The following is a 15,352-nucleotide window of genomic DNA, read 5'->3' on the forward strand; positions in this document are numbered from 1 at the left end:
CTGCCTTCCGTTCGCGGACTGAGACAGGTGGAGGGGCCTGAGACGGATGCGGGGCGGATGCGCGGGCGCGGCCGGGGTGGCGGGCCGCGGGTCAGCCGAGCGCGGTCAGCGTCGCGTACTGCTCGTCGCTGAGGGAGAGCTCTGCGACGCTCACGTTCTCCTCCAGATGCCCCAGTGACGAAGTGCCGGGGATGGGGATCACGACCGGTGAGCGGTGCAGCAGCCACGCCAGGGACACCTGGGCGGCGGTCGCCCCCAGTTCGGCGGCGACGGCTGCCAGGGAACCGCCGGACGCGGCCAGTTGCCCGCTGGCGATCGGCAGCCACGGGATGAAGGCGATGTTCTCCCGGGTGCAGTACTCCAGCACGTCGTCGTGCCTGCGCTCGGTGAGGTTGTAGAGGTTCTGCACGCTGGCCACCTCGATGCTGCTCCGGGCCCGCTCCAACTGCTCGACGGAGACCTCGGACAGACCGATGTGCCGGATCTTGCCCTCCTGCCGCAGCTGTGCGAGGACGCCGAACTGCTCCTCCTCGGGCACCTGCGGGTCGATCCGGTGCAGCTGGAAGAGGTCGATCCGGTCGAGCCGGAGCCGACGCAGGCTCAGCTCGCACTGCTGGCGCAGGTACTCCGGCCGCCCCAGCGGCTTCCACTCGCGCGCCGAGGGCCTGCTCTGGCCGGCCTTGGTGCCGATCACCAGCCCCTCCGGGTACGGGTGCAGGGCCTCGGCCAGCTGCTCCTCGTTGGTGCCCGGGCCGTAGGCGTCGGCCGTGTCGATGAAGGTGACGCCCAGTTCGACCGCGCGCTGTGCCACCTTCAGCGCGCCGGCCGGGTCCGCGGGCAGCCCCCAGTCGCCCGGCCCGGTCAGCCGCATGGCGCCGAACCCGAGTCGGCCGACGGTCAGCTCGCCGCCGATGGCGAAGGTGCGGGGATTGCGGGTGGTGGTCATGGAGTTTCTCCGTTCCTGTACCGATGCGACATACGTGTGGGGCGGCCTGCCGGGGGGCTACGTGCCGGCTGGATCCGGCGGCTCGGTGGTGAGCAGCAGCTTCCCGGTGGTGCTCCGGCTCTCCAGGGCGCGGTGCGCCTCGGCGGCGCGCTCCAGCGGATGGCTGCCGCCGGCATGGACCGGGCAGCGCCCGTCGGCGACGTACCGGAACAGCGCCTCGGCCCGGGCAGTGAGCTGTTGCGTCGTGCGGATGTGGTGGTCGAGGTTGGGACGGGTGAGAAAGACGGACCCGGCAGTGTTCAGGCGCTGCGGGTCCACCGGCGGTACCGCTCCTCCGGCCTGGCCGAACAGGGCGAGCGTGCCGCAGGGCCGCAGCACGGAGAGACTGGTGTCGAACGTGGGTGCGCCGACTCCGTCGTAGACCGCTGCCACCCCCTCCCCATCGGTCAACTCCCTGACCGTCGCGGCGAGATCCCCGTCCACCCCGGCATCCCCGGCGCTCCCCCCGTCGCGCCGCAGCACCTGCCAGGCGCCCGCCGCCCGGGCCGCCTGTTCCTTCTCGGTGGACGACACCGTACCGATGACTCGTCCGCCGCGCAGGTGAACGAAACGGGTCAAGAGCAACCCCATGCCGCCGGCCGCCGCATGGACCAGCACCGTGTCACCGGGCCGCACCGGGTAGGTCTCGTGCGTCAGATAGTGCGCCGTCATCCCCTGCAACAGCACCGCCGCCGCATCCCGCGAGGTCAGAGCTTCGGGCACGCGCACCACGCGGTGCGCGGGCACCACCGCCCGCTCCGCGTAGCCGCCCGGCTGGTTCGCCCACGCCACGCGCTCTCCCGGCCGGGGACCGTCCTCGGCGCCCTCGCCCGCGGCCAGCACCGTGCCCGCGGCCTCGACACCCGGCACGAACGGCAGCACGCCGGGATAGACCCCCGAACGCCGGTAGATGTCGATGAAGTTGACGCCCGCGGCCTCCACCGCGATCAGCAGCTCCCCCGGTCCCGGAAGCGGATCGGGTACGTCGGCCACCCGCAGCACCCGCGGGCCGCCGTGCTCCCGCACGAGCACCGCCCTCACGCCGGCTTCACCTCCGTCAGCCATGGCGAGGCGCCCGCCATCCCGCGCACCAGCTGCCGGTAGGTCTCCAGCAGCCGCCGGGCCACGGGCCCGGGGGCCGCTTCCCCGGCCGGGCGGGCGCCGGTCCCGCCGACCGGCATCCCGTCGATCGCGGCCACCGGGAGGATCTCCCAGGCCGTTCCCATGAAGAAGATCTCGTCGGCCAGGTACAGCTCGCTGCGGTCCACCTCCCGCTCCTCCACCGGGATGCCGAGGTCCCTGGCGAGGCTCAGCACCGTGTCCCGGGTGATGCCGGGCAGCACCCCGCTGCTGAGCGAGGGGGTCAGCAGCGTGCCGTCCCGGACGAGGGCCACGCAGGCGCTGGCACCCTCGGCGACCTGGCCGCGCTCGTTGAGCATGATCGGCCAGTCGTGGCCGTTCTCCCGCACCTCCATCAGCGCCATGCGGCCGTTGTGGTAGTTGGAGAACGCCTTCGCCCGCGGTGGCATCGCGGCCTCGCCGATCCGCCGCCAGGAGCTGACGGCGGCGCGGCAGCCCCGCACCGACTCCAGCGAGCTGTCGAACGTCCAGGAGTCCACGGCCACCTCGCAGCGGGCGTCCGCGGGAACCATCGCCTCGCGCACGATGCCCTCCGGGAACGCCCAGGGGCGCAGATACACGTCCTGCCGGAAACCGTTGGCCACCAGCAGCTCCAACACCGCATCCCGCAGCCGGCCGGTGTCGTACGGAAGGGTGAGCCGGCACAGCCGGGCCGACTCGGCGAACCTCCGCAGATGGTCGTCGAGCCGGAAGACGAGCAGCCGCTCCCCGTCGGCGGCGAGGTAGCCCTTGATGCCCTCGAAGACGGCGGCCACCGAGGCGTGGCCGACCGCGTTGACATGCACCCGGGCCTCGTCCCAGGGCACCAGGGCACCCGAGCGCCACAGCCACGCGGGGTGCGCGGCACCGGAGCCGGCGAGCGCACCCATCTGCCGCGGCTCGCCCCCGTGCCCACGGTCCATGTCCGTCACGCTGGTCACACCGGTCATGCTGTTCATACGGCGAACCCTTCGCTGGTCTCGTGTCCGACGCCGCCGAACGGGGCCGTCAGCCGGTAGTCGGCAAGGCTGTCCAACACGACGTCGGCCTCGGAGAGATCCGCGGGACCGCCCGCGGCGTTGTCCACCGCCACGCACCACACGCCGGCCGCCCGCGCCGCCCGCACCCCCACCGTCGAGTCCTCGAACGCCACGGCCTCGGCGGCCCGGCACCCCAGCCTGCGCAGCGCCAGCAGATACGGCTCGGGATGGGGCTTGGGCCGCCGCACCTGGTCACCGGTGACCAACAGTGCGAACAGCTCCCGCACGGCGAGCCGTTCCAGATGCCCGAAGACCCAGGCGGCCGGACCGCTGGAGACCACGGCGGCCGGTACGCCGGTCCGCGCGGCCTCCTGAAGCAGTTCCCGGGCGCCGGGCCGCAGCGGCTCCCGGGTGCACAGTTCGCGTTTGCGCCACCGCCGGCGCGCCAGCAGTTCGGCGGCCCGGGCGGTAGTGCCGCCACCGGCGTATGCGGCGTCGTCGGCCTGGTCGGGCTCCCCGGCCAGCAGGCGGCGGAGGGCCAGGAGTTCGCCGTCCTCCCGGCCGACCATCTCCCGCCAGGTGCGGTCCGGGAACGTGCGCCCGTGTTCGGCGTACAGTTCGCACCACGCCCGGTGGCCGGCCGCCTCCGTGTCGCAGAGCAGCCCGTCGAAGTCGAACAGCACGACGCCGGGGAGCCGTTCGCCTTCCCGTGGCCGTCCCGGTGCTCCCGGTACGGCGCTCATCTCGCTCCCCTCCCCGCGGCCACGGCCGGCTCGGCGACCGGGGCCGGGGCCGGGCCCAGCAGCGTGTCCGTGTACGGGCCGGCGAACATCCCCGACGGGTCGAGCCGGGAGCGCACCCGCTGGAACTCCGCCCAGCCCGGGTACCGCCCCGCCAACACCTCGGCGGTCGCGGTGTGCGCCTTGCCCCAGTGCGGCCGGGCCCCGTGGTCGCGCAGCACCGGCTCGACGGCCCGCAGGATCTCCACCTGCCCGGCGGCGCGCGGCACCGTGAGATTGACGTACCCGGTCGGCCGCCCGTACGCCGGGGAGAGTGGGACATCGTCGGCGGCACCGACCCGAACCAGCACCGAGTAGGGCGAATAGATGCCCAGTTGGCGCAGTACGGTCCGCAGCGCGCGCAACGCGTCGGGGGTGCGCTCCAGCGGCAGCGCGTGCTCCATCGCCAGGAACCGCACGGGCTGCGCGAAGGTGAAGACGCGGTGGCTGGCGTCCACATACGGGCCGTCCGGCCACAGCCCGCCCAGCCGGGCGGTGAGCCGGGGCACGGCCTCCGCACCGGCGAGCCGCGCCGCCTGCCCGGTCACTCCGCACCGAACCTCGTCAAGCGTCGCCGCCAGCCGCCGGAATCCCGCTCCCGGCGTGACCGGCTCGTCGGTCCGGTCGACGGAGCGCACGGTCACCTGGTCCGACCAGGGAAGCCAACCGAGGCTGGGGTGCTCACTGCCCGCCGCCCAGTCCTCGAACCGCTCCAGCAGGGCGTCCAGCCGCTCGGTCGCCGACTCCGACCGCAGCCGGAACTGCGGTACGCAGCGCAGCGTGACCGTACTGAGGACGCCGAGGGTGCCCAGCCCGCAGCGCACGGCGCCCCACAGTTCCGCCTCGTCCCCGGGCCCTACGCCGCGTACCCTGCCGTCGGCCGTCACCAACCGCACCCGGGTGACGTCGCCGGAGAGTGCCCGATGCCGCAGCCCGGTGCCGTGGTTGCCGGTCGACAGCGCGCCGCCGACGGTCTGCTCGGCCAGGGTGCCGATGTTGGGCAGCGCCATGCCGCGGCGGTGCAGCCCTGCGCACAGCTCGGTGAACCGGGTGCCCGCGCGGACCGTCACCTCGCCCGCCGCGGTGTCCAGCGCGACGATGCCGGTGTACCCGGTCAGGTCGATCAGGGCCCCGGAGGTGGGCACCAGCCGGTTGAACGAGTGCCCCGTGCCGGCGGCCCGCACGGACAGTCCGTCGCGTGCCGCCTTCCGTACCGCCCGGACCAGCTCTTCCTCACCGGTGGGCCGCACCGTCCGGGCGGGCGCGCACTCCACCGTGCCGGCCCAGGTGCGCCATCGGGAGTCGCGCAGCACTCCCCGGCCCGCGGCCGGCTGCCGCGCCGTCGTCACGCTCGTCATCGTCACCGCCGCCCTTCCGGCCGGCCGCCGAGTGCCGCGGACCCGGCCGCCTCCAGCGTCCGGCAGTACCGTTCCAGTGCGTCCCGCCAGTGGGGCAGCCGCATCCCCAGCCCGGCGAGCCGGTCCGTCGACAGCGTGGAGTCGCGCGGACGCTCGCCGGCGAAACCCGCCTCGGCGGTGCTCAGCGGCTTGGGCTCCGGCATCCGCGGGTACAGCTCGCGCAAAGCCAACGCGACCTCGTACCAGCTGGCCGTGCCCTCGTTGGCGATGTGCAGGGTGCCACTGACCGGCTCCGGTGCCGCCAGCAGCCGCACCAGCGCCTCGGCCAGGTCGGCGGTGGAGGTGGGTCGGCTGTACTGGTCGGCGATATGTCCGGCCGGCTCTCCGCGCCGTGCCCTGACCAGCGCCGCCAGCACGTTGTCGACCCGCGGGTTGTCGCCGCCGAACAGCCACGAGGTGCGCACGCTCAGCCCGGCGGTGCCGAGCAGGGCGCACTGCCGTTCACCGGCGAGCTTCGTCAGCCCGTACACGTTCAGCGGGCAGGGCACGTCCTCCTCGCGGTAGCCGCCCGGCGGCACCTCGGCGCCGTCGAAGACGTAGTCGCTGGAGAGGTGGATGAGCCGGGCTCCGGTGCGGCGGCAGGCCGCCACGACGTTGCGCACTCCGGCGACGTTGACCCGCAGCGCCAGCGCGGGGTCGTGCTCGCAGTCGTCGACGACGGCGTGCGCGGCCGAGTGCACCACCACGTGGGGGCGGAAGCCGGCCGTGGCACCGTGTACCGCGGCGGCGTCCGCGATGTCGAAGTCGTCCTTCGACACCCCGTGCACCTGCCACCGGTCGCCGTCCCGGGCGAGCACGTCCCGCAGCGCGGTGCCCAGCAGCCCGTCCGCGCCGGTCAGCAGGATCCGCGTCGGCCCCGATGCCGTCGCCATCACAGGTGGCCGAACTCTTCGAGCAGCGCGGTCACCGTGGCGCCCGAGGCGATCTTCTCGCGGATGGTGCGCTCCTTGCCGATGCCGAGCCGGGTGCCCGCCAGGACGTCGTCGGTCTCGGCCTGCGGGACGACGGCGATCCCGTTCTCGTCCGCGACCAGCAGATCGCCCGGCCGGATGACCTGGCCTCCCACCACGACCGGCACGTTCACCTGGACCGGTTCGGTGCGGTCGTGCACCGCCGTCGGGGAGGGGCGGGGGACGGTGGAGCGGTACCAGAGCGGGAAGTCCAGGTCGCGGATCTCGTCCACGTCCCGCACCGCGCCGTCGACCACACCGGCCGTGATACCCGCCTTGAGGGAAAGGGTCGACATCAGCCCGCCCCACATCGCGGTCAGCGGCGTACCGTGGCAGGCGACGACGACGATGTCACCGGGTTCCGCCCTGGCCAGTACCGGCATGCAGTCGACGAGGTCGTCGACGGACAGGTTGACGGTCAGCGCGGGCCCGACGACCTTGTGCTCGGGCCGCACGGTGTGGAAGCCGCCGATGGCGCCGACGCGCTTGCGCGCGTCGGTGACCAGGCAGCTCGGGCTGTACTCCTTCAGCACCTCGCGGAACGCCTCGACGGTCTCGCGGGGCGGGCGGACGAGGTCGTTGTAGACGGTCTGCACAGCGGTCTGCCTCTCCTCGGTTCGGACGTGCGGGTCGGTTCGGGTGCGGCGGGTCCGGGACTCAGGGGCGCAGCGCCGCCGCCAGCGAGGCCGCGTCCAGCGCGTGCGCGGCGAGGGTCTCCGCCTCGGTGCCGCAGTCGGGCAGCCGGGTCAGGCCGAGGCCGCGGAAGGCCGGCGGGGCGGTGAGGCCCAGCTCCAGCAGAGCGCGGGCGACGGTGTCGGCCTGGCCGCCGTGGGTGTAGTGGTGCTCGACGACGGTCAGCGCCTGCGCACCGCGGGCCAACCCGGCCAGCCAGTCCGGGTCCACCCGGTTGAGCCAGGGCAGGTCCACCACCGTCAGCTCGACGCCGTCGGCGGCCAGCAGTTGGGCCGCGCCCATGAGGTGTTCGAGGACGACCGGCCCGGCGCCGACTGCGACCAGCGGCCCGCCCCGCCGTACTGTCGTCCCCCGGCCGGTCAACGGCTCCTCGCCCAAGGGCAGCGCGTCGACCACCGCCCGTACGGGTGCGCTGGAGAGCCGGAGGTAGACCGACTCCCGGGCCGCGGCCGCGAACCGCACCAGAGCGCGGGTCTGTGCCGCGTTCGCCGGTTCGGCCACCACCAGCCCCGGTACGGCCCCGAGCGCGCTGACGTCCCGTACCGCCTGGTGCGAGTGGCCGGGTGCCGCCGGTACCAGCCCGGCCAGTGAGCCCGCGTAGACGATCCGGCGGCCTTCGGTCGCGTTGTTGTAGATCTGCTCGTTGGGGCGGGAGTGCAGAAAGCAGGAGAACGAGTGCACGAACGGCAGCCGCCCGCCCGCGGCGAGCCCGCCCGCGGCCGAGACCATGTCCTGTTCGGCGATGCCGAACTCGAAGAAGCGGTCGGGGAACTGCTCCCGGAAGGGGATCAGCCCGGTGTCCAGCACCAGATCCGCGTCGAGGGCGACCACCCGCGGATCCCGGTGCGCCAGCTCGATCAGCGCCTCGCCGTAGACCGGCGTCAGCCGGTAGGGCTCGTACGCGCTCTCGCGCGCCCCCCGGGTACCGCCGTCCGCCACCGGCGCGGGCCGGGGCCGCACCGGGGCCACGCCATGCCGGGCCAGCAGCTGCCCCGCCGTCTCCCACAGCTCCGCGTACGCGGCTGCACAGTCCTCGGGAGAGGGCGCCCCGCTGTGGTAGCGGTACCGCCACTCCTCCTCGCACATCGAGGTCGCGGCGAACGTGCCGCAGCCGGCGCCCTTGACCGTGTCGGCGACGAGCACCGCGGGGCCGTCGGGGAACGCGGCGGCGCGCTTGGCGAAGGCGGCCTCCAGCGCCTGCGGATCGTTGCCGTCGCAGCGGACGACACCCCACCCGAAGGAGCGGAACTTCGCCTCCAGATCCCCCAGATCGCTGACGTCGGCCACCCAGGTGTCGGACTGGATCTTGTTGTGGTCCACGACCACGGTCAGCTCCCGCATCCCGTGCCGTACCGCGCCCGCGAGCGCTTCCCAGTTCTGGCCCTCCTGAAGCTCGCCGTCGCCGGTCAGCACATAGACCCTGCGGTCGCGGCCCGCCAACCGGTCGGCCAGGACCAGCCCCTTGGCCTTGGAGATGCCCATGCCGAGCGAGCCGGTGTTGAACGGCATGTGCGGGGTGCCCACGTCCGGATGGCCGGGCAGCCCGTCGAGCCGCCGCAGCCGGTGGATCAGCCCCTCGTCCAGGTGCCCGAGCCCGGCCAGCAGGGCGTACAGACCGGGCACGTCGTGTCCCTTGGACGAGAAGTAGACGTCCCCGTCGGTCGCGGCCGGGTCGCGCAGCTCGGAGAGGTACAGCTGCGTGACGATGTCGGCGGCGCTGAAGCTGGAGCCCAGATGGCCGGAGCCGGCCCGTTCGATCATGTAGAGCGTGTTGAGCCGGGCGAGGGTGCTGACCGCGGCAGCCCGGTCGTAGGGGTCGGCGATCTCCTCCCGTACCCGGGCGAACTCGGACGCGGGCACCCAGCTCGGGGCATGACTCATGGCGACTCCCTGCGTGTGCGTCGGGGCGGGATGGTCGTTGCGTCGGCTCGATGACGTGCACGTGCGGCGCGGACCGGGCTCACCAGGCGGAGAAACCGCCGTCCACGTGCAGCTCGCTCCCGGTGATGTAGCGGCTCATGTCGGAGGCGAGGAACAGCAGGGGGCCCACCAGGTCGTCCTCGGTGGCCATCCGGTTCATCGGCACCCGCGCGGTGAACTTCTGCTGGAACAGCGGGTCCTGGCCGCCCAGTACACCTCCCGGCGAGAGGGTGTTGACCCGCACCCCGTCCGGGCCCCACAGCGTGGCCAGATAGCGGGTGAGCGAAGCGACCCCCGCCTTCGACATGCCGTATGCGGGCGGCTTGAGGAAGGGCGGATCGACGCCGAGATGCTCGTACAGCGCGGGCTGCGGCGCCACCGACCCGTACAGCGAGCCGATGTTGATGACGGAACCGCGGCCCTGCGCCGCCATCCGGGAGCCGAAGACCTGGCAGGTCCGCAGCGTTCCGGCCGCGTTCACATCCAGCACCGCGGCCGACAGCTCGTCGGGGATGTCCTCGAAGTGGTGGTTCCGGGCTCCGGCCGACGGCGGCTGGTCGATGCCCGCGTTGTTCACGAGGACGCGCGGGGTGCCCAGCCGCTCGACGCAGAAGAAGAGCGCCTCGCGCAGCGAGGCCAGGTCGGTGACGTCGCCCCGGTGGAAGAGAAAGGTGCGGGACTGCTTCTCGGCTGTCTCCGCGAGCTCCTCCGCGACCTCGGGTGCCGGCTCCAGCCTGTCGAGGCCCAGCACATCGGCTCCCGCGTGCAGCAGTGCGGAAGTCCACACCCGGCCGAGCCGGCCGCTGACCCCGGTGACGACCGCGGGGGCGCCGCGCAGGCTTGCCAGTAACGGGTCGCTCCGCGACCCCGTCATCCGACCGGGTCCGGCTTCGGCGGAGCGGCCACGGCGGGATCGGCAGCGGCGACGGCGGACCCAGCGGCTTCGGCGGTCTCGGCGTTCACGGCGGTCTCGGCGCTCTTCGTGCGTGGCCGCAGCAGCTCGGGGGCGAACGCGCCGTCCGCCGGCAACGGCTGGGCCAGCACCCGGCCGAGCAGCTCGCCAGTCCGGTAGGGCTTCATCCCGTCCCCGGGGGACCGGTAGGCGATGTCGGCTTCCGTGACCGTGTGCCCGGCGGCCAGGTCGGACGCGGCGACCAGCTTCTTGCCCATCTTGCGTACCGCCGGCGCCTCCCGCTCGCTGCACACCTTCACCGGCGACCCGAGCGCGGCCCGGGTTCGTTCCAGCGACGCGGTCAGCTTCGCCAGCAGCGGCGGGTCGAGCGAGAAGTGGTGGTCGCTGCCGGGCCGGGTCTGGTCGAGGGTGAAGTGCTTCTCGACGACACGGGCGCCCACCGAGTAGGCCAGCGCGCTGGCCTCGTTGCCCAGGTCGTGTCCGGAGAAGCCGACCACGACCTCGGGGAACTCCCGGCGGTAGGTCTCGATCACCGACAGGTTCAGGTCCTCGGGCGCCGCCGGGTAGACCGCCGTGCACTGCAGCAGCGCCAGCCGGCTGTTGACCGGCAGAATCGTCTCGACCGCCCGCCGGACCTCGTCCATGGTCGCCCCGCCGGTGCTGACGATGAGCGGCTTGCCGGTGCCGGCCGCGTAGCGCAGCAGGGGCGTGTTCGTCACATCCGCCGACGCGATCTTGATGGCCGGCATGTCCAGTTCCGCGAGAAAGTCGACCGATGGAAGGTCGAAGGCGGTCGCGAAGAAGTCGATACCCAGCTCCTGGGCCACCTTGATGAGATACGCGTATTCGTCGTGGCCGAACTCCAGGAATTCCCGGTGTTCGCCGTAGGTGGCGCCATAGCTGTTCTTTCCGGTGTACGGCTGGTGGAACATCTCGCGAGTGAACAGCGTTCTGTTGTGGCGCTTCTGAAGCTTGGCGGCGGAGGCTCCGGCCTCGGCCGCCTTGCGGAACAGCTCCTCCGCTTTCGTCAGGCTGCCCTCGTGATTGTGGCCGATCTCAGCGATCACGTAGGCCGCCGAGTCGTCCGCGATCCGGTTGCCTGCTATCTCGATCTCACGCATGCGCCGTCTTCCTCTCGGAATCCCCACTTACGGCTTGTGTCCCGGACTTGCCGATGCCGGCTGGTCAAGGATTGGAATACCAGCCCGCGTATCGGAACTCGCGGCTCGCGGCGTTCCCGGGGTCGACGGAATTCGTCCCTCGATTCGGCCGACGGAATTGCTCGGCGTACGGGGAGGCGCCACGTTGTGCGAGCGGGACGAGCCTGGCACCGGGAAGTGGGTCGCGACCACAGGGGTGCGCTGTCATAAAATGTCCAGGCAGGTAGTGGATCCTGTCAAACAGGGGGAACTCGGACATGCAGCCGTTAAATGCCTTGCAGCCACCCGAACTGGATGAATCCTGCAGAGCCGCCTACTGGCACGCGTTGCGCGAGGGTTGCTTCGACGAAGAGGGGATCGCCGCCCTCCTCGACTGCGACCCTGCGGAAGTCCGGCGGATCCGCGCCACTCTGACCGAGCTGTGCCTGCTGGCCAGCCACGGCGTGGGGCGGCGGCCGGAGTTGGTCGACCCGGGCATCGCGGAAGCCGTGCTCGCCAACCGGCTCGAAGTCGACATCATCGAACGGCGCAGCCAAGTCGTCCGGGTCTCCCGGCAGATGCGCGAGCTGTCAGGAGTGTGGGCCGAGCGCCGCAAGCGCTCCTCGGCGGCGGGGCCGCCCGCCGTCCGCCTCGTCGAGGACGCGGAGGCCGTGCGCGGCGAACTCGCCCTGGCCGCACGGGAGTGCGAGGAGGAGGTGCTGTCGGTGCAGCCGGGCGGTGGGCGCAGCACGGCCGCACTCAGCGAGGCTTCCAGCCGGGACGCGCTCATGCTCACCCGCGGTGTGCAGATGCGGGTGCTCTACCAGCACACCGCCCGCGCCGACCTGGCCACCCGGGCCTATGTAGGGCACATCACCGAACTCGGCGGCGAGGTGCGCACCACGGCCGAGATCCACGAACGTGTGATCATCTTCGATGCGCGGGTGGCGTTCGTCCCGCAGAACAGAACGGGCCGGCGGGCCCCCGGCGCCGCGATCGTGACCGACCCCACCGTCGTCGGCTACCTCTGGCGCACTCACCACAAGTCCTGGCTCTCGGCGCACCCCTTCGACACCACCGAGGAGAGCGACGATCAGGGCACCTCGGAAGAGCTGAAACAAACGATTCTCCGACTGATGGCGACCGGCCTCAAGGACGATGTCATCGCCCGGAGGCTCGGCGTCGCCACCCGCACCTGCCGTCGCTACATGGCGGCCATCATGGAGGAACTCGGTGCCACCAGCCGCTTCATGGCCGGCGTCAAGGCGGTGGAACTCGGGCTCGTCCAGTCCGTTCCCCTGCTCACCGAGCCGGGCCAGGATCCGGGGCCGGAGGGACGTTGAGGGGTATCAGCGCGCGATGAGCGGCAACAGGGGGCGGGGAGCTGAGGTGCTGGAAGGCAGCGGCTCCGGGGCCGCCACAGCAGCAGGACGGGCCACGGGCTCTCCCTGAGCCGTCCCGTGACCCGCCTGTCGTTCGTGTCGCGCCGTCGATGTACGTGGTGCCGCCGTCCTGTGTGGTGCTGTTGCCGTAGCCGGAAGGCTCAGTCCCAGCCGGTGTCGTCGAGGCCCGAGGCACCGGCCATGCCGGACCGGGGCTCTGAGCCGGTGGCCGACAGGGAGGAGACCGCGGCCGAGGCGGTCCGCGGCGCGGCTCCCGTCAAGGCACCGCCCACCGCGAGCACCGACGCGGCGGCGAGCCCGGTAAGGGCGATACGAGTAAGAGAACGATCGATCATGCTGATTCCCCCGGATGAGTACAAGAGACGCCCGTACATCATTCATACGGTGATCGGAGCTGTGCCCGACAAAAGCCGATCCTGCCACCGATCCACTGACACCGGGCCCCCTTCCTCTGGCCGGAACCGGTCAGGCCCAAAGTGGTCGGCCACTGGACGATGGCGCCCGGCGGGGAGTCTGGCGTCGGACGCACCGCCTACCGGCGCCGCCGGGCCGGGCGCGCGGCGTCCCCGGGGCGGGTGCGGCGCCGTCGAGCGCGAACCCGCCGCAGGACGGACGCAGGCCGTGCACCGCGATGGCCTGGCCGGCCTTCGGGGACGGCTGCCGCACGGGCCGGGAACGGCGTTGGTCACCGGGGGCGCCGGCCGCGCCGCATCTCACCGGCGCGGTTCCGGATCGGGCCGGGTGGCCCAGCCAAGAGCCTGATCGCGGTCGGCGTGCAACGCCCTGTGGAACAGCGCCTGGTACGCGGTGTCTCCCAGCTGCGCCCGGGCCGCGGCCTGCCCCTCGTCCCGCAACGGGGCCACCTCGGGGGTGCCGCGCTGCGGGTGGCCCACGATCTCCCAGTGCTGCGCGGCGGCGCCGTAGGCGAGCGCGGCCCGCTCCGGCTCGCCCTCCCGCGCCTGGGCGGCGGCCAGCAACTCCAGCCCGAGAGCGATGCCGAAGCGGTCCCCGATGCGGCGCTTCGCGTCGAGCATGTCCCGCGCGTGGGCGCCCGCCGGGCCCGGCCGGTCCTCGAAGAGCGCGATCAGCGCCAACTGGTAGTCGGTGTACGAACGGGTCCAGTACTCCCCGAGCCGTACGCACTCCCGGCGCAGGGCCTCGGCCTCGCGGCGGGCCTCCTTGAGCCGTCCGGCGCCGGTGAGCGCGAACAGCCGGGCCAGCCGGCACAGGGTGCTGCCGAAGGCGGGTTCCGGCGCGCGGCCGGTGTCGCGCAGCGCCGCGTCGGCCGTCGCCAGGGCCGCCAGCGGGCGTCCGGCCAGCAGCGCGGCGAGCGCCTCCAGATAGGCGGCCCCGCGCAGCCCTTCCTCGTTCCGCGCGAGGCCGGCCTCCCGCCGGGTCAGCTCGGCGAGCGCGCGGCCCGACTCGTGGTCCCCGTGGAGCACTCGGGCCAGGCCCAGCGACCACAGGCCGCGCGTCCGCGCCTCGCTCGACCCCTCGGTGCAGGCCAGTGCCAGCTCCAGATAGTGGTGGGTCTCGTAGAGGTGACCGCAGCACACCCAGAAGAAGGCCACGTTCCCGGCCAGCTCCAGGGCCGCGGCCGGGTCGGAGGCCAACAGGAACCGCAGTGCCTCGCGCACGTCGTGGTACAGCTCCTCGATCCGCTCGTACCACCCCTGCTGGCGCGCCCCGGGCCACTCGGTGCGGGCCTGCCGTGACAGCTCCACGACCGCGGCGGCGTGCCGGGTGGCCAGTTGCTCGGTCTCGCCCAGTTCCCGCAGCCACATCCGGCCGTACTCGCGGATGCTGTCCAGCAGCCGGTAGCGGCCCCCCTCGACGGTGACGACCGACTTGTTCACCAGACCAGCCAGGCAGGAGCGCAGCTCCCCGGAGGTCAAGGGGCCGCCGCTGCAGACCTGTTCGGCGAGTCCGCCGTCGAATCCGGCGGGGAAGACGGTCAGCCGGGCCCATAGCAGGCGTTCGGTGGGGCGGCACAGCTCGTGGCTCCAGCCCACGGCCGTCCGCACGGCGCTGTGCCGTGCGGGGCGCCGAAGCTCCTCGCCGGGCCCGGACAGCCCGGCAGCGGCGCCGCCCGGCGGCCCGGAGCCGGTGGGCCCGGAGGGCCCTCCCGGGTCGGATCGGCCGGGATCGTCGAGCAGATCCAGCCCGGAGCGGATCCGGTCCGAGGTCTCGGCCAGCGTGTGGTGGCGCAACTGTGCCGCCGCCAGCTCCAGGGCGAGCGGCACGCCGTCCAGCCGGGCGCACAGCTCCGCGGCCAGCCGCTGCTCGGGGACCTCGCGCAGCGGTCTGCCGACCGCCTCCGCGCGCTGCTGGAAGAGGGCGAGGGCCTCGGTGCCGGGCGTCAGTGGCGGTACGGGCAGCACGGTCTCGCGGATGGCGCCCAGCGGCTCCCTGCTGGTGGTCAGCACGGTCAGCCGCGGGCAGGCGGTCAGCAGTTCGCCGACCAGGTGGCGGCAGGACGGGACGAGGTGCTCGCACGAGTCGAGGACGAGCAGCACCGCGCGGTCCGCCACCCAGCCGCACAGGGCGTCCAGCGGTATCCGGGGAGTGTGGTCGGAGAGGCCGAGCGCGTCGGCCACGGTGGCGGCGAGGAGTTCGTCGCTCCGCAGCGGCCACAGGTCGGCCCAGTAGATGCTCCCGACTCCGGGCTGGGCGGTGCTCAGCGCGTGCAGGGCGAGCCGGGACTTGCCCACTCCGGATCCGCCGACGAGGGTCACCAGCCGCTGTTCCCTGAGCGCTTCGGCCAGCCGCGCCAGTTCGGCGGCCCTGCCGACGAAGGACGTGGTCTCCTCGGGGATGTTCTGCTGCACGGGGCCAGTCTTCCTGCCGACCGGCCGGTAGTCCGCCACTTCGGGCATTCTCCCGGATGCGAAGGACTCGTGAGGATGAAGCGTCAACTCGCAAGCAGAATTGGGTTTTTACACTCGTTCGAGTGACGATGCAGGGGTGGCGCAGCGCCACCCCCAAAGGCCCTGCCTATGCTTACGGGCCGATTTCCTGGACTCCTACGGTCACAAGGTCATACGTGAGGGCAC

General features: G+C 72.8%; 13 protein-coding genes. 1 reads left to right on the forward strand and 12 read right to left on the reverse strand.

All coding sequences use genetic code 11. The features are described from left to right. Positions 1-91: 91 nt before the first annotated feature. From P2424_RS15505 to P2424_RS15550, 10 genes are all read right to left on the reverse strand, one after another. Positions 92-946, reverse strand: coding sequence for an aldo/keto reductase (locus tag P2424_RS15505; RefSeq protein WP_276476317.1), 855 nt, complete (start codon positions 944-946; stop codon positions 92-94). 57 nt (positions 947-1,003) lie between these two features. Continuing rightward, positions 1,004-2,026 carry a quinone oxidoreductase gene (locus tag P2424_RS15510; protein WP_276476318.1) on the reverse strand — a complete coding sequence of 341 codons (1,023 nt, stop codon included), beginning with the start codon at positions 2,024-2,026 and terminating at the stop codon, positions 1,004-1,006. After that, positions 2,023-3,063, reverse strand: coding sequence for an aminotransferase class IV (locus P2424_RS15515; RefSeq protein WP_276476319.1), 1,041 nt, complete (start codon positions 3,061-3,063; stop codon positions 2,023-2,025). The genes P2424_RS15510 and P2424_RS15515 overlap by 4 nt, the downstream gene beginning before the upstream one ends. After that, positions 3,060-3,827, reverse strand: a complete 768-nt coding sequence (locus P2424_RS15520; RefSeq protein ID WP_276476320.1) for an HAD-IA family hydrolase — start codon at positions 3,825-3,827, stop codon at positions 3,060-3,062. Before P2424_RS15520 ends, P2424_RS15515 begins: the two co-directional genes overlap by 4 nt. After that, positions 3,824-5,221 carry a D-arabinono-1,4-lactone oxidase gene (locus P2424_RS15525; protein WP_276478992.1) on the reverse strand — a complete coding sequence of 466 codons (1,398 nt, stop codon included), beginning with the start codon at positions 5,219-5,221 and terminating at the stop codon, positions 3,824-3,826. Before P2424_RS15525 ends, P2424_RS15520 begins: the two co-directional genes overlap by 4 nt. Before the next feature lie 2 nt (positions 5,222-5,223). Continuing rightward, positions 5,224-6,153, reverse strand: a complete 930-nt coding sequence (rfbD, locus tag P2424_RS15530) for a dTDP-4-dehydrorhamnose reductase (protein WP_276476321.1) — start codon at positions 6,151-6,153, stop codon at positions 5,224-5,226. Then, positions 6,153-6,827 (reverse strand): RraA family protein, encoded by a 675-nt coding sequence (locus P2424_RS15535; protein ID WP_276476322.1) that lies wholly within the window; start codon positions 6,825-6,827, stop codon positions 6,153-6,155. Before P2424_RS15535 ends, rfbD begins: the two co-directional genes overlap by 1 nt. A 61-nt stretch (positions 6,828-6,888) precedes the next feature. Beyond that, positions 6,889-8,805, reverse strand: a complete 1,917-nt coding sequence (locus tag P2424_RS15540; RefSeq protein WP_276476323.1) for a transketolase C-terminal domain-containing protein — start codon at positions 8,803-8,805, stop codon at positions 6,889-6,891. Positions 8,806-8,884: 79 nt separating this feature from the next. After that, positions 8,885-9,718, reverse strand: coding sequence for an SDR family oxidoreductase (locus tag P2424_RS15545; RefSeq protein ID WP_276476324.1), 834 nt, complete (start codon positions 9,716-9,718; stop codon positions 8,885-8,887). Then, entirely contained in the window at positions 9,715-10,878 is a 1,164-nt protein-coding gene (locus P2424_RS15550) for an N-acetylneuraminate synthase family protein (protein WP_276476325.1), read from the reverse strand. Before P2424_RS15550 ends, P2424_RS15545 begins: the two co-directional genes overlap by 4 nt. A gap of 296 nt (positions 10,879-11,174) precedes the next feature. On the opposite strand from P2424_RS15550, the gene P2424_RS15555 reads away from it, so the two are divergent. Continuing rightward, positions 11,175-12,239, forward strand: a complete 1,065-nt coding sequence (locus tag P2424_RS15555) for a LuxR C-terminal-related transcriptional regulator (protein ID WP_276476326.1) — start codon at positions 11,175-11,177, stop codon at positions 12,237-12,239. A 200-nt stretch (positions 12,240-12,439) separates the two neighbouring features. Here the strand turns inward: P2424_RS15555 and P2424_RS15560 are convergent, their stop codons facing one another. Together P2424_RS15560 and P2424_RS15565 are read right to left on the reverse strand one after the other, a co-directional pair. Beyond that, positions 12,440-12,634 carry a hypothetical protein gene (locus tag P2424_RS15560; RefSeq protein ID WP_276476327.1) on the reverse strand — a complete coding sequence of 65 codons (195 nt, stop codon included), beginning with the start codon at positions 12,632-12,634 and terminating at the stop codon, positions 12,440-12,442. Positions 12,635-13,012: 378 nt separating this feature from the next. Then, complete coding sequence (locus P2424_RS15565; RefSeq protein WP_276476328.1) at positions 13,013-15,127, reverse strand: regulator; 2,115 nt, start codon at positions 15,125-15,127, stop codon at positions 13,013-13,015. Between the last annotated feature and the right edge of the window lie 225 nt (positions 15,128-15,352).

This window comes from Streptomyces sp. WMMB303, from assembly GCF_029351045.1.
GTDB lineage: Bacteria > Actinomycetota > Actinomycetes > Streptomycetales > Streptomycetaceae > Streptomyces.

What these genes read in the sequence shown, in the direction of transcription:
- P2424_RS15550 (WP_276476325.1), bottom strand. Translation starts at nt 10,878, where the DNA reads ATGCGTGAGATCGAGATAGCAGGCAACCGGATCGCGGACGACTCGGCG.
- P2424_RS15555 (WP_276476326.1), top strand. Translation starts at nt 11,175, where the DNA reads ATGCAGCCGTTAAATGCCTTGCAGCCACCCGAACTGGATGAATCCTGC.
- P2424_RS15520 (WP_276476320.1), bottom strand. Translation starts at nt 3,827, where the DNA reads ATGAGCGCCGTACCGGGAGCACCGGGACGGCCACGGGAAGGCGAACGG.
- P2424_RS15525 (WP_276478992.1), bottom strand. Translation starts at nt 5,221, where the DNA reads ATGACGAGCGTGACGACGGCGCGGCAGCCGGCCGCGGGCCGGGGAGTG.
- P2424_RS15560 (WP_276476327.1), bottom strand. Translation starts at nt 12,634, where the DNA reads ATGATCGATCGTTCTCTTACTCGTATCGCCCTTACCGGGCTCGCCGCC.
- P2424_RS15515 (WP_276476319.1), bottom strand. Translation starts at nt 3,063, where the DNA reads ATGAACAGCATGACCGGTGTGACCAGCGTGACGGACATGGACCGTGGG.
- rfbD (WP_276476321.1), bottom strand. Translation starts at nt 6,153, where the DNA reads ATGGCGACGGCATCGGGGCCGACGCGGATCCTGCTGACCGGCGCGGAC.
- P2424_RS15545 (WP_276476324.1), bottom strand. Translation starts at nt 9,718, where the DNA reads ATGACGGGGTCGCGGAGCGACCCGTTACTGGCAAGCCTGCGCGGCGCC.
- P2424_RS15505 (WP_276476317.1), bottom strand. Translation starts at nt 946, where the DNA reads ATGACCACCACCCGCAATCCCCGCACCTTCGCCATCGGCGGCGAGCTG.
- P2424_RS15540 (WP_276476323.1), bottom strand. Translation starts at nt 8,805, where the DNA reads ATGAGTCATGCCCCGAGCTGGGTGCCCGCGTCCGAGTTCGCCCGGGTA.